This window comes from Amycolatopsis sp. BJA-103, assembly GCF_002849735.1.
Classification (GTDB): Bacteria; Actinomycetota; Actinomycetes; order Mycobacteriales; family Pseudonocardiaceae; genus Amycolatopsis.
On sequence record NZ_CP017780.1, the window covers coordinates 6,896,132 to 6,908,891 of the forward strand.

Sequence of the window (12,760 nt, forward strand, 5' to 3'; positions counted from 1 at the left end):
TCCCTCAGCACGGGGCCCGCCGGCCTTCTCTGCCCCGGACGGCGGTTTCGAGTGCAGTTCACGCTACCCGAATTACCGGCGTCGGCAATGGTCGATTCGCCCTAAGGTCACCCGCGAGAAAGCCGCCTATTGCGCGCTTGCACAAGGACGCGTCCTGGTCCTGCGAAGTCCAGCGCGAGCCCCTCGCCGGTGCGGACCGACTGCGGGCCCGCCTGGTCGACGGCGCGGAGACGGCACTGCACGGTGTCCGGATAGGCCAGCAGGAAGTCCGGCCGCACGGTGACGAGTTCGCCCGCGGTGAGTTCGAAGGCGTCGACGGGGCCCTGCGCGGCCAGCACGAGCGGACCGCTTCCGCTGTAGTGCTCCAGGAAACCGGAATCGGCCCCGAAGAGCTTCTGCAGCGGCGCCCAGCCGGGGTCCTGCCTGATGGTCGCCGGCCGGGCGAGGATCGCGTCGCGGCTCACGCACCAGCCCGCGCCGCCGGTGAACTCCAGCGGGTAGACGTCGCCGGCGGTCAGCGGCGCGAAGTCGATCCAGCCGCCGCCCTCCGGCGCGTTGAACACCGACGGGGCGGCTTTGCCCGCCCGGGAACCGCCGCGCGCGGGAACGGTTTCGGTGATGCCGAAACTGCTGGCCAGCATGGTGTCCCCGGCGGCCTGGACGGCTTCGCCGGGGGACAGCAGGATGCGGGCGACCCCGAAGTTGGGGGTGTGCCTGGTCTGGACGCGCATGCGCTCAGCGGGCGGGGACCTGGGCGATCACCCAGGCGGACAGCGCCGACGGGTTACGGGTCTGGGTGAGCAGCTGGCCAGGCCCGGCGAAGTCGAAGACGAGGCCTTCGCCGCTCTTCATCGACTGGATGACGCCGGTGGCGACCTTGCGGACCTGGTACTGCACGGTGTCGGCGAACGCGACGACGTGCCCGGTGTCGATGGTGATCACCTCGCCCTGTTGGAGGGTGACCGTCTCCAGCGCGCCGTAGCAGGCCACGACCAGCGGGCCCTGTCCCGTCGCGTGGGTCAGGAAGCCGCCTTCGCCGCCGACGAGGTTCTTGAGCCCGCCCCATTTGGTCTCGGTCTGCACGCCGTGGGAGGACGCGAGCCACGAGCCGCGGGTGACGCACCAGCCGGTGCGGCCGTCGAGGTTGATGATCTGCATGTCGCCCGGCAGGTTCGCGGCGACGTCGACCCAGCCGCCGTTCTGCGGGGCGGTGTAGGTGGAGATGAAGAAGGACTCGCCGGAGAGGAAGGCGCGGCCGAGGCCCTTCATGATGCCGCCCTGCGCCTGTGACTGGACCTGCACGCCGTAGCTCGTCGCCATCATCGCGCCCGACTCGACCTGCGCCGGTTCACCCGGCGCGAGCATGAGCCTCGCCACCGCGAACGATGGCTGGTGACGGATCTGAACCTGCATCTCTTCTTCTCCCCGGTGGTCGTTGTGACGCGCAGAGTCTTGCATGCGGGCCCGGAGGCGGGAGGATGGTCGGCGTGATCTCCGTCGACACCCACCGTGAGACCGTCACCGGCCTGCTCGGGAACGCCCCCGTCATCAGCCTTCCGCTCGCCTCCGCCGCCGGGCTCGTCCTGGCCGAGGACGTGCTCGCGGGGGTTTCGCTGCCGCCGTTCGACAACTCCGCGATGGACGGTTACGCCGTCCGCGCCGCGGATGTCGCCGAGGTTCCCGTGACACTGCCCGTCGCCGACGACATCCCCGCCGGCCGCGTCGAGATCGGGACGCTGGAGCCGGGTACCGCGCACCGGATCATGACCGGCGCCCCGCTGCCGCCCGGCGCGGACGCGGTGGTGATGGTCGAGCACACGGACGGTGGCGTGACCGACGTCCGGATTCTCAGGACAGCCGTCCCGGACGCGCACATCCGGCATCTCGGCGAAGACGTCGTCGAGGGCACGGTGGCGCTGCCCGCCGGAACCGTGCTCGGCCCGGCGCAACTGGGTCTCGCGGCGGCTGTCGGCCTCGCCGAGGTTCCGGTCCGGAGGCCGCTGAAGGTGCTCGTCGTGTCGACCGGCACCGAACTCGTCGACGCGCCGGAACCGTTGCGGCACGGGCAGATCTACGAGTCGAACAGCATCATGCTGGCGTCCGCGATCCGCGCGCTCGGCTGCGAGGCCGAGGTCGTGCGCAGTGTCGTCGACGACGTGGACGAGTTCCGCGCGGTGATCGAGCCGCGGCTGGCGGACGTGGATCTTCTGGTGACTTCGGGCGGGGTCAGCGCGGGGGCGTACGAAGTGGTGAAGGACGCGCTGACCGGGCAGGGCGTGGAATTCCGGAAGGTCGCGATGCAGCCGGGCGGGCCGCAGGGCTGCGGGCGGTGGAACGGCGTGCCGGTGGTGACGTTGCCGGGCAACCCGGTGAGCGTGCTCGTCTCGTTCGAGGCGTTCCTGCGGCCGGCGTTGCTCGCGGCGATGGGGCATTCCGGCGTCGACCGGCAGAAGGTGCGGGCCCGGCTGACCGAGGCGATGAAGTCCCCCGCCGGGCGGCGTCAGTTCCGGCGGGGCTTCTACACGCATTCCGAGGGCGAGGTCACCGGGGTCGTCGGGCCGCGCGGCGGCCCCGGCTCGCATCTGCTGGCGTCGTTCACGCAGGCCAACTGCCTGATCGTGCTGCCGGAGGACGTGGACTCGGCCGAGCAGGGCGACGAGGTGGACGTCCTGCTGCTGTGACCCTGCCGGATCGCGTTTAGCCCGCTAAACGCGATCCGGAGGGGAAGTCGCGGCACCGGCCGATCGGCGTGAACAGCAGGGCCGCGACGGCGAGGACCTCGAGCCCGGCCATCAAGCCCAGCGTCTGCCGCACGCCGGCGGTCTCACCGAGGATCCCGCCGAGCAGGCCGCCGAGCGCGATCGCGCCGAAGCTGAGCACGGACATGCTCGCGGTGACCCGGCCGAACATCGCCGCCGGGACGTAGCGCTGTTTGAAGGTGGCGTTGAGGACGTTCGAGCCGACGACACCGGCACTGAGCGAGAATCCGGCGGCGACGAAGAAGGCGAGCCCCCAGCCGTCCCGCGCGAGCGGCCCCAGCAACATCATCAGCGCCCCGAAGGCCTCGCAGAGCACGAAGGCCCGCGCGGTGCCGATCCGCGCGGCGAGTTTGCCCGACAACGCGGCTCCGACGACGCCGCCCAGGCCGGCGAGGGCGAGCACGATTCCGGCGGTACCCACTCCCACGCCGAGATCCCGGACGAGGAACACGACCTCGATCGATTGGTAGCCCATGAGCGCGACGTTCGAGATCGCGCCGAAGACCGCGAACACCCGCAGGTACCGGTCGTGGAGGACGAAGTCGAGACCTTCGCGGATCTCGTCCCGCAGTCGCGTCCGCGTCTTGGCCGGGCGCTCCGGCTCGCGGTAGCGGATGGAACGCAGGCACAGCACGGAGATCCCGAAACTGACGGCGTCGGCGAGCACCCCGGCGACGGCGCCGAACGCGTGGGCGAGCAGACCGGCGAAAGCGGGACCGCCGATCTGCGCGGCGGACTCGCTGCCCTGCAGCTTCTCGTTGGCCTCCTGGAGGTCTTCCTTCTCGACCAGCGAAGGCAGGTACGCGCGGTAGGCGACGTTGAAGAACACCTTCGCGACTCCGCCCGCCAGGGCGACGACGAGGAGTTGGGTCATCGTGAGCAGTCCGAACCACGCGGCGATCGGGACGCTCAGGAACACCAGCATGGAGAAGGTGTTGCACGCCAGCATGATCGGCCGTTTCGGGCGCCGGTCGACCCAGGCGCCCGCCGGCAGTCCGATCAGCAGCCACGGCAGCCACGCGGCCGCGGTCAGCAGCCCGACCGCGAACGTGCTGGCCTGCAGGGCGACCACGGCGACGAGCGGCAGCGCGACGACCGCGATGGAACTGCCGAGCACGCTGGTCGTCTCGCCGGTCCAGAGCAGCCGGAAATCCCGGGAGCGCAGCAATCCGCCGCGTTCGCGGATGCTCACGGCCGGGCCGGGACGGCTCGGGTGGCGAAGAACACCGGCCTGCGTTCCTGGCCGTCGTCCGGCTGTTCCCGGTCGCTGTACTCCCGGACCAGTGCCTGGATCCGTCCCTCGATTTCGGCCATTTCCGCGACCGAGAGCTTCATCCAGCTGTCGGTGGCGAAGGCGGCTCGATGCCACTCCTCCGGGTAGGTCTCGCGTTCGGCGAACCATTGGCGCGCCATGGAAACCTGGCGTTCGAGGGCGAGGGATTCGGCGGCGGCCGCGACCGGGTCGTCGGGGAAGTCCGACGGCGACCAGGAAACCGCGTAACCGACGCGGCGCCACCAGCGCTCGCGCCGGTCTCGGGCGAGTTCCGGCGCCTCCTCGACCAGGTCGCTGGCGGCCAGCACCTTCAGATGGTGGCTGACGTTCCCGACCGCCTGCCCGGTCCGCTCGGCGAGCACGGACGCCGTACACGGGCCGTCGAGGCGGAGGACGTCGAGCAGGCGGCGCCGCAGCGGGTGGGACATCGCGGCGAGCACCTTCGAATCGTGGACTTCACGCACTTCACGGTCGGCCATAACGCACAACAGTAGTTGCACAAGGGTCCTTGTACAAGTCTTCTTGTGCGCTACTCCATCCGCGTCGGTAATCTCGTGGCATGGGTTTCTTCTCGTGGATCGTGTTCGGCGCCATCGCCGGGTGGCTGGCCAACGTCGTGGTGGGCGGCCCGGACCGGCGTGGCGGCTGCCTGTTCAGCATCCTGGTCGGCGTGCTCGGCGCGGCGCTCGGCGGTTTCATCTACCGCCTCGCGACGGGCACCGAGCGGTCCTTCGAGTTCGACTTCCCCAGCTTCGGCGTGGCCATTCTCGGCTCGATCGTGCTGCTCGCCCTGCTGCGGCTGGTGCGCGGCTCCGGGCGGCGCGACTCGCGGCCGCCGTATCGCCGGTGATCATGGGAGTGACCGTTGGTAACGGTTTTCCCGCGACCGGTGATCACGGCCGTCCGGCGAACTAGAGTGGGACGTTCGCTCAGTTCCAGTGGCCGCGTCCGGGTGCATGTGCCGTCGGGGGGCATATGCATCCGGACGCGCGTGCCTCGGCGATGACCGAGACGGCGCGGACGGGGTCGATGAGCGAAGGCATCGGCGCCGCCGAAATGTCCCTCTTCCAGGCTCGGAACAGCTCGGCGAGTCGCTCGCCTACGGGGTCCGGGCTGGCGGGCATTCGCGGGTCCTCAAGGTCGGCGATCGGCATCAATTACCTAGAGTTATCGCTTATTTCCACCTTCCGTTACCGGGATGTGGTCCCTCCCACCCGAGCCGGGGAAACCCTTCCGGGGGAGGCCACGGCCCGCCCCTGGACAGGGCGGTAGCGTGATGGCTCTTCATGCCCCCACCCCCCGACACGAACTGCGGTGAACCCGACCAATGAGCGGCAACCGGCCGGAATCCACTGGAAACCCACTCACGCACGCCGTGAAGCTGGCCCGCGAGACCGTTCCGCCGATGCACCCGGCCGGCAGGCCGTTCGTGTTCGGCGGTCTCGCCGCGACGCTGGTGCTGCGGAAGTTCTCCAAGCGCCTCGGTGTCGTCGGCGCGCTCGCGACGGCCGCCACGGCCGCGTTCTTCCGTGAGCCCAAGCGCGTCCCGCCCGCCCAGTCCGGTCTCGCGGTCGCGTCGGCGGACGGCCTGGTCTCGCTGATCGAGGAGGCCGTGCCGCCGCCCGAGCTGGGCCTGTCCGCCGAACCGCGGATGCGGGTGAGCGTGTTCCTGTCGGTGTTCGACGTGCACGTCCAGCGGATCCCGGCGTCGGGTGTGATCGAGCGGGTCGCGTACCGGCCCGGGAAGTTCCTGTCGGCGGACCTGGACAAGGCGAGCGAGGACAACGAGCGCAACTCCGTGCTCATGCGCACCGAAGACGGCCACGAGCTCGTCGTGGTGCAGATCGCCGGGCTGGTGGCGCGGCGCATCCTCTGCGACATCCGCGAGGGCGACAAGGTCGGCGTCGGCTCGACGTACGGCATCATCCGCTTCGGCTCGCGAGTCGACCTGTACCTGCCTCCGGGCAGCAAGGTTCTCGTTTCGAAGGGCCAGCGCACGATCGGCGGCGAGACCCCGATCGCCGAGCTGCCCTCGGCGCCGCACTCGGAAGGCTGATCCATGGTCCGTGTGACCACTCCCGGCGTGCGGCTGCTGCCGAACGCCATCACGGTGCTCGCCCTGTGCGCCGGTCTGTCGTCGGTGCAGTTCGCGCTGATCGGCAACTATCCGATGGCGATCGCGTCGATCGGGATCGCCGCGGTGCTCGACAGCCTCGACGGCCGGATCGCGCGGCTGCTGGACGCGACGTCGAAGATGGGGCAGGAGCTCGACTCACTGTCCGACGGCATCTCGTTCGGTGTCGCGCCCGCGCTGGTGCTGTACGTCTGGCACGCCGAGGGCGAGCGGATCGGCTGGGTGGCCTCGCTGATCTTCGCGGTCTGCATGATCCTGCGGCTGGCGCGGTTCAACACGCTGATCGAGGACACCGAGCAGCCGCCGTACGCGGGTGAGTTCTTCGTCGGCGTGCCCGCGCCCGCCGGTGGCCTGCTGGCGATGCTGCCGCTGATCCTGGAGCTGCAGTTCGGGCAGGGCTGGTGGTCGCACCAGTACACGGTGTGGGTGTGGACGATCGCCGTGGCCGCGCTGCTGATCAGCCGGATCCCGACGCTTTCGCTGAAGACGGTGAAGGCGCCGGCGAAGGCGATCGCGCCGCTGCTGGTCGGGGTGGGCCTGCTGGCCGCCGCGATCATCCAGTTCCCGCTGGTGGCGCTGGCTATCGCGCTGGTGCTGTACCTGGCGCACATCCCGTACTCGGTGTACCGGCAGCGCTGGCTGGCCAATCACCCGGAGGCGTGGATGGCGCCGCCGCGGGAACGGCGGGCGATCCGGCGTTCCTCGAGCCGCCGACGGCTGGGCCTGCGCCCGCCGCTGCGGCGCGTGGTGGCCGGTGCCGCCCAGCGCGTCCGGCTGCAGCGAGGCGAACAGCACGTCGCACGCGCTCCGCGCACCCTCACCAACGACAAGGACCGCGACAACGGCCGGGGCCCCCGGCGCCGCTCGTGGCGCCGGATCGGCCTCCGTAAACGCTGACCCCGCGTTCCCCCACCCCCCGCCCGTCCCAGGGGGACGGCCCCGCGCCCAGCGTATCGGGGCCGACCGACGGGACCTGGGGAAACGGGGGCGGGGAGCAGGAGTTGTCCACAACGGGGTGACCCTGTGGACAACTTGGGGACAAGTGGGCTGGAGCTGGCCTTTCGGGACAGGCGCGAAGTTTTGCCGCTCAGCTGTCTGGTTCGGTCGCTCTATCCGGATTGCTCAGTACATGAAGGCCCCCTTCCTTGCGTTAGGCGCAAGGAAGGGGGCCTTCATGTACTGACACGGCCATGTACTGACACGGCGCCACCGCGACACCGAAGGTCCCTTGCTCACCGCACCGAAGCGGCCAGCCCGCCGATCACCAGGTCCAGCTGGAATTCGAAGTCCTGCAGGCAGTCGCCCTCCAGCATCGACGGCAGCACCCGGTGCAGGGCGGGCAGCTCACGAGCGGTCACCAGTCGCTGGAACCACGCGTCGACAGGCTCGGCCCGCTCCTCGGAAACGCCGCCGGAAAGCCCCACGGATTCGGTCAGCACGGCCCCGAACACCAGCCCCATCAGCGATCGGTATCCCCGCGCGGCACCGCGCTCGTCCAGTCCCGCGTCCAGGAGCGCCTCGAGCATCGCGTCGATGAACTTCAGCGCCCCCACCGAACGCGGGTTGGCCTGATCCGTCGCCAAAGCGCGCACGACGACCGGATAGCGCGAAAACGCCGTGTACAGGCCGGAGGTGAGCGCCCGCAGCCGCGAATCCCAAGGACCGGGAACGGGCAGCGGGACACCTTCGAAGACCCGCGCGGTCAACCCGTCGAGCAGATCGCCCTTGTTCGCGACGTGGTTGTACAGCGACATCGCCTCGACGCCCAGCTCAGCGGCCAGTTTTCGCATCGACAGCCCGGCCAGGCCGTGTTCGCTCGCGAGCCGCAGCGCGGCGTCGAGCACCTTCTCCCTGCTGAGCGCCATGACCCGAATCTACCGCGAGCCACTTACGCCGTAAGTACTTACATCGTATGCTTACGTCGTAAGTCACCTCTGGGAGGAATCATGGACGCCGAAACCCTGCTCACCACCACCCGCTCGGTCCGCCGCAAACTCGACTTCGAGCGCCCGGTGCCCACCGACGTGCTCAAGGACTGCCTCCGGATCGCGCAGCAGGCCCCCGCCGCGGGCAACCTCCTCGACGCCGCGCATTGGGTGGTCGTGACCGACCCCGCCCTGCGCACCCCCATCGCGCGGATCGTCCGCGAAGACGCCATCGCCACGATGAAGCGCTACGAGCATCTCGTCGACCCGTCCGCCTTCACCTCGGCGCGGCACCTCGTCGACAACCTCGACCGCGTCCCGGCGCTGGTGATCCCCTGCCTGACCGGCCGCCCGCCGGAGGGACACATCGAGCAGAGCGCCTACTACGGCTCGTCGTACCCGGCGATCTGGAGCTTCCAGCTCGCCCTGCGCGCCAAGGGCCTCGGCAGCTCGATGTGCGGCTACCACCTCGCCGAGCACGAAGCCGAGGTCGCCGGCCTCCTCGGAATCCCGGCCGACGTCACGCAAATCTCCCTGCTGGCCGTCGCGTACACGACCCAGCGGGACTTCCGGCCCGGCAAGCGGCCGCCACTCGACCGGATCGCGCACTTCAACGGCTGGTCCGCCTGAGCCTGGATAGGGTGACGGGGTGAGCGCACCCCAGATCACGCTGACCGTCCGGCACACCCCCTCCGCCCTGGATTCCCGCCGCGGCGTCGTCCGGCTGCACCCCGAAGTCCTCGACGCGCTCGGCCTGATGGCCTGGGACGCCGTCCGCCTCACCGGCGCGCGGGTCAGTTCCGCGCTGGCCGCTCCCTCGGAGGCGGAGGGGATCCCAGGCGTGATCCTCCTCGACGACGTCACGATGTCGAACCTCGGCGTGACCGAGGGCTCGGAAGTGGTCGTCGCACCGGCGGAGGTGTCGGCGGCGAAGACGGTCACCGTGTCGGGTTCGCGGATGGCGAGCGTGTCGCTCTCCCCGCACACCCTGCGGCTCGCCCTGATCGGCAAGGTGCTGACCGTCGGCGACGCGGTTTCCCTGCTCCCCCAGGATCTCGCGCCCGCGCCGGGCTCCGACGTCTCCGCGGTCCGCGGCCAGCTCTCCCGCGCCATCGGCATGACGTGGACGAACGAGCTGCTCACCGTCACCGCCACCGAGCCGTCGGGACCGGTCGCCGTCGGACCGTCCACTGTGGTCAGCTGGCGTGACGGTGCCCGTACCGGCGAGGCCGCGCCCGCCGCCGCCCCGGCCCGCGCCGGGACGACCTTGGTGCGCAGCACGCCCTCGACTCCGCACGAGGACTTCATCGACGCCGAGATCGTCGAAGACGAACAACTCGACGAGGTGGCCGAGGAATCCGTGCCTCCCCTGTCGGACCTCGCCGGATCCGAGTCGGCCGCGCGCAAGCTCGCCGAATGGTTCGACCTGGCCTTCCACCGTCCGGAGCTGCTGGCCAAACTCGGGACGTCGGCGCATCTCGGCGTCCTGCTGTCCGGGCCGGAAGGCGTCGGGAAGGCGACGCTGGTCCGTGCCGTGGCACAGGCCGAGAAGGTGCGGGTGGTGTCGCTCGCGGCGCCGAACATCGCCGTTCTCGATCCGAACGTGGCCGCCGCGCGGCTGCGAGAGGCGATCGAGCAGGCCACGCGCGACGAAGACCCCGCCGTCCTGCTGATCACCGACATCGACGCGCTGCTGCCCGCGTCCCAGCCACCGCCGCTCGCGACGGTGGTCCTCGACGACCTGCGCAAGGCCTTGCGCAGCAAGGGTTTCGCGGTCATCGCCACCACCGGGCGGGCCGAGTCCACCGATCCGAGGCTGCGCGCCGCCGACCTGCTCGACCGCGAACTCGGCCTGCCGCTCCCGGACGCCAAGACCCGCACGGAACTGCTGCGCGTGCTCCTGCGCGACGCCCCGCTGGAGTCCGGCGTCGACGTCGGCCCGATCGCCGAGCGCACCCCCGGTTTCGTCGCCGCCGACCTCATCGCGCTCCGCCGTGACGCCGCCCTCCGCGCCGCGCTGCGGCAGCGCGACGCCGAGGAACCGCGGATCTCCCAGCAGGACCTGCTCGACGCGCTGACCACCGTCCGCCCGATCTCGATGTCCACTTCGGACAATCTGGCCACCGGCGGACTCACCCTCGACGACGTCGGCAACATGACCGACGTCAAGCAGTCGCTCACCGAGGCGGTGCTGTGGCCGCTGCGCTACCCGGACTCGTTCGCCCGCCTCGGCGTCGACCCGCCACGCGGCGTGCTCCTCTACGGGCCGCCCGGCGGCGGCAAGACGTTCCTGGTCCGCGCGCTCGCGGGCACCGGCGCGCTGAACGTTTTCGCGGTCAAGGGCGCCGAGCTGATGGACAAATGGGTCGGCGAGTCCGAGCGCGCGGTGCGGGAGCTCTTCCGCCGCGCCTCCGAGGCCGCGCCGTCGCTGATCTTCCTCGACGAGATCGACGCGCTCGCCCCGCGCCGCGGCCAGTCCTCGGACTCGGGCGTGTCGGACCGGGTCGTCGCGGCCCTGCTCACCGAACTGGACGGTGTCGAGCCGATGCGCGAGGTCGTCGTCCTCGGCGCGACGAACCGGCCGGAACTGGTCGACCCGGCTCTGCTGCGGCCGGGACGGCTGGAGCGTCGCGTCTACGTCCCGCCGCCGGACGCGCACGCGCGTGAGGCGATCCTGGCCGCCAGCGCGAAGAACACGCCGCTCGCGTCCGATGTGGACCTCGCGGCCTATGCGGCCACTTTGGACGGTTACTCGGCGGCGGACTGCGCGGCGCTGATCCGGGAGGCGGCGCTGACCGCGATGCGGGAGTCGCTGGAGGCCAAGGAGGTCACCGCCGCGCATCTGGCGAAGGCGGCCGAGGCCGTGCGGCCGTCGCTCGACCCGGCCCAGCTGGCGGCTTTGGAGGCCTACGCCCAGAACCAGGCATGAGTACGCGAAAGGCCCTCTTCCCATCACGAGGAAGAGGGCCTTTCGCGTACTCGGCTAAGAGCCGGTCTTGTCGTTGACCTTGTAGTCCTTGGTGACGATCACGATCACACCCGGGCCGATGTTCTGGATCTCCGCGAACCTCGGCTCGGCGCGGAAGCCGAACTCCAGGGCCAGCGCCTTCGCGGCGGCTTCCTCGTCGGTGCCAGGCCGGTAGTAGGCCACGGTCTCGGGGAGCTTGCCCTGGTAGCCCTTGACCTCGGAGACGTTCCAGCCGGAGGCACGGAAGTCCTTCGCGGCCTGCTCGGCGAGGCCCTGGATCAGGCTGTTGTTGTAGACGCGCACGGTCACCCACTTGTGCGACGCCTGCTGATCTCCGCCCGGCTGGCCCGGCCCGGGCTGTCCGGTCTGCCCCGGCTGGCTCCCCGGCGGCGCGGAGCTGGCGGGCGCGCTCGACGGCGGCGCCGACGAGGCGGGCGGTGAGGTGGCCGAAGGCGAGCCCGGTGCCGGACTCGACGGCGGGGTCGCGCCGTCCGAGGTCGTGGGCGTGGTGCCGGGCGGCGTCGCCGTGTCCGAGTCACCGCCGCCGGTGGTCAGGGTGATCCCGCCGATCACGGCGGCGATCACGGCGACACCGACCAAGGCCAGTCCGGCGGCCTTCATCGGCCGGGACAGGCCCGAAAACAGACTCATGAGAGATCGATCCCCAGTCGCCGGGCCGCGCGATTGCGCTGCCGGGCCGCTCGCGTCTTTCGCAGGCGCTTCACCAGCATCGGATCGGCCTGCATGGCTTCGGTCTTCTCGAGCAGCCGGTTCAACAGCTGGTAATAACGCGTCGACGACATCGAGAAGCGTTCACGGATGGCCTGTTCCTTCGCGCCGGCGTACTTCCACCACTGCCGTTCGAAAGCGAGCATGTCGAGCTCGCGCTCGCTGAGGCCGTGCACGGTCTCCGACGGGGACGGCTGGTCGGGCTCAGCCATCGACTCCGCGGCGTCCATCCGACTCCTCGCAATCAGGTCAGTGCTCGGCGGCGTGAAACCACAGGCTTGTCATTCCGCGGCGCCATTAGACCACGGATCCGGCGCCCGGCCTCGGTATCGGCGTCGGCGCGTCATGGGTAAGGGTGTACCAGAGGGGTCCGACTAAACTGCGCTCGTGACCGTCCATCCCATCGTGATCGCCGGCGAGCCCGTGCTGCACAACCCGACTCGGGAGATCACCGAGTTCGACGACAAGCTGCGCACGCTCATCGACGACATGTTCGAGACCATGTACGCCGCCGAAGGGGTCGGCCTCGCGGCCAACCAGATCGGCCTCGACCAGCGCGTGTTCGTCTACGACTGCCCCGACGACGAGGGCACCCGCCACAAGGGCGTCGTGGTGAACCCGAAGCTCGAGACCTCGGAGATCCCGGAGACGATGCCGGACCCGGACGACGACTGGGAAGGCTGCCTGTCCGCCCCCGGCGAGTCGTACCCGACCGGCCGCGCTTCGTGGGCGAAGGTCACCGGCTTCGACGCCGAGGGCAACCCGATCGAGGTGGAGGGCACCGGCTACCTCGCGCGCTGCCTCCAGCACGAGACCGATCACCTGGACGGCTTCATCTACCTCGACCGGCTGGTCGGGCGCCACGCCCGGGCGGCGAAGAAGATGCTCAAGGCGAACCAGTGGGGCGTTCCGGGCAACTCGTGGCTGCCCGAACCCGAACCCGCCGGCGACTGACCCTGGTGACCACAGCCG

14 protein-coding genes are annotated in these 12,760 nt (G+C 70.4%); 7 read left to right on the forward strand and 7 right to left on the reverse strand.

Annotated elements, in window-relative coordinates:
- Positions 1 to 107: 107 nt before the first annotated feature.
- Together BKN51_RS30530 and BKN51_RS30535 are read right to left on the reverse strand one after the other, a co-directional pair.
- Positions 108 to 731: an AIM24 family protein gene (locus tag BKN51_RS30530; RefSeq protein ID WP_101610924.1), complete on the reverse strand. Its 624-nt coding sequence runs from the start codon at positions 729 to 731 to the stop codon at positions 108 to 110.
- Positions 732 to 735: 4 nt separating this feature from the next.
- Entirely contained in the window at positions 736 to 1,413 is a 678-nt protein-coding gene (locus BKN51_RS30535; protein WP_101610925.1) for a TIGR00266 family protein, read from the reverse strand.
- A gap of 74 nt (positions 1,414 to 1,487) precedes the next feature.
- On the opposite strand from BKN51_RS30535, the gene moeA reads away from it, so the two are divergent.
- Positions 1,488 to 2,681, forward strand: coding sequence for a molybdopterin molybdotransferase MoeA (gene moeA, locus BKN51_RS30540; RefSeq protein ID WP_101613544.1), 1,194 nt, complete (start codon positions 1,488 to 1,490; stop codon positions 2,679 to 2,681).
- 16 nt (positions 2,682 to 2,697) lie between these two features.
- On the opposite strand, the gene BKN51_RS30545 is transcribed toward moeA, so the two are convergent.
- Complete coding sequence (locus BKN51_RS30545) at positions 2,698 to 3,951, reverse strand: MFS transporter (protein ID WP_101610926.1); 1,254 nt, start codon at positions 3,949 to 3,951, stop codon at positions 2,698 to 2,700.
- Positions 3,948 to 4,511: an ArsR/SmtB family transcription factor gene (locus BKN51_RS30550; RefSeq protein WP_101610927.1), complete on the reverse strand. Its 564-nt coding sequence runs from the start codon at positions 4,509 to 4,511 to the stop codon at positions 3,948 to 3,950. The genes BKN51_RS30545 and BKN51_RS30550 overlap by 4 nt, the downstream gene beginning before the upstream one ends.
- Positions 4,512 to 4,591: 80 nt before the next feature.
- Here BKN51_RS30550 and BKN51_RS30555 point away from each other — a divergent pair, with 80 nt between their 5' ends.
- The 3 genes from BKN51_RS30555 to pssA all read left to right on the forward strand — a co-directional run bounded on the left by BKN51_RS30555 (position 4,592) and on the right by pssA (position 7,063).
- Complete coding sequence (locus BKN51_RS30555; protein ID WP_101610928.1) at positions 4,592 to 4,882, forward strand: GlsB/YeaQ/YmgE family stress response membrane protein; 291 nt, start codon at positions 4,592 to 4,594, stop codon at positions 4,880 to 4,882.
- Positions 4,883 to 5,359: 477 nt separating this feature from the next.
- The gene (locus BKN51_RS30570; protein WP_101610930.1) at positions 5,360 to 6,088 is read left to right on the forward strand and encodes a phosphatidylserine decarboxylase; all 729 of its coding nucleotides are present in this window, start codon (positions 5,360 to 5,362) and stop codon (positions 6,086 to 6,088) included.
- A gap of 3 nt (positions 6,089 to 6,091) precedes the next feature.
- Positions 6,092 to 7,063: a CDP-diacylglycerol--serine O-phosphatidyltransferase gene (gene pssA / locus BKN51_RS30575; protein WP_101610931.1), complete on the forward strand. Its 972-nt coding sequence runs from the start codon at positions 6,092 to 6,094 to the stop codon at positions 7,061 to 7,063.
- A 335-nt stretch (positions 7,064 to 7,398) separates the two neighbouring features.
- Here the strand turns inward: pssA and BKN51_RS30580 are convergent, their stop codons facing one another.
- The gene (locus tag BKN51_RS30580; protein ID WP_101610932.1) at positions 7,399 to 8,031 is read right to left on the reverse strand and encodes a TetR/AcrR family transcriptional regulator C-terminal domain-containing protein; all 633 of its coding nucleotides are present in this window, start codon (positions 8,029 to 8,031) and stop codon (positions 7,399 to 7,401) included.
- Positions 8,032 to 8,112: 81 nt separating this feature from the next.
- Between BKN51_RS30580 and BKN51_RS30585 the strand changes: the two genes are divergently transcribed.
- On the forward strand, positions 8,113 to 8,721 hold the full coding sequence (locus BKN51_RS30585) for a nitroreductase family protein (protein ID WP_101610933.1): 609 nt from the start codon (positions 8,113 to 8,115) through the stop codon (positions 8,719 to 8,721).
- Positions 8,722 to 8,740: 19 nt separating this feature from the next.
- Positions 8,741 to 11,020: an AAA family ATPase gene (locus BKN51_RS30590; protein WP_101610934.1), complete on the forward strand. Its 2,280-nt coding sequence runs from the start codon at positions 8,741 to 8,743 to the stop codon at positions 11,018 to 11,020.
- A 54-nt stretch (positions 11,021 to 11,074) separates the two neighbouring features.
- Here the strand turns inward: BKN51_RS30590 and BKN51_RS30595 are convergent, their stop codons facing one another.
- Both BKN51_RS30595 and BKN51_RS30600 read right to left on the reverse strand, forming a co-directional pair.
- A complete protein-coding gene (locus BKN51_RS30595; RefSeq protein ID WP_101610935.1) occupies positions 11,075 to 11,710 on the reverse strand; it encodes a LytR C-terminal domain-containing protein in 636 nt (211 codons plus the stop codon).
- Positions 11,707 to 12,018 carry a DUF3263 domain-containing protein gene (locus tag BKN51_RS30600; protein WP_101610936.1) on the reverse strand — a complete coding sequence of 104 codons (312 nt, stop codon included), beginning with the start codon at positions 12,016 to 12,018 and terminating at the stop codon, positions 11,707 to 11,709. The genes BKN51_RS30595 and BKN51_RS30600 overlap by 4 nt, the downstream gene beginning before the upstream one ends.
- Positions 12,019 to 12,175: 157 nt before the next feature.
- Here BKN51_RS30600 and BKN51_RS30605 point away from each other — a divergent pair, with 157 nt between their 5' ends.
- Entirely contained in the window at positions 12,176 to 12,742 is a 567-nt protein-coding gene (locus tag BKN51_RS30605; protein WP_101610937.1) for a peptide deformylase, read from the forward strand.
- The last annotated feature ends 18 nt before the right edge of the window (positions 12,743 to 12,760 follow it).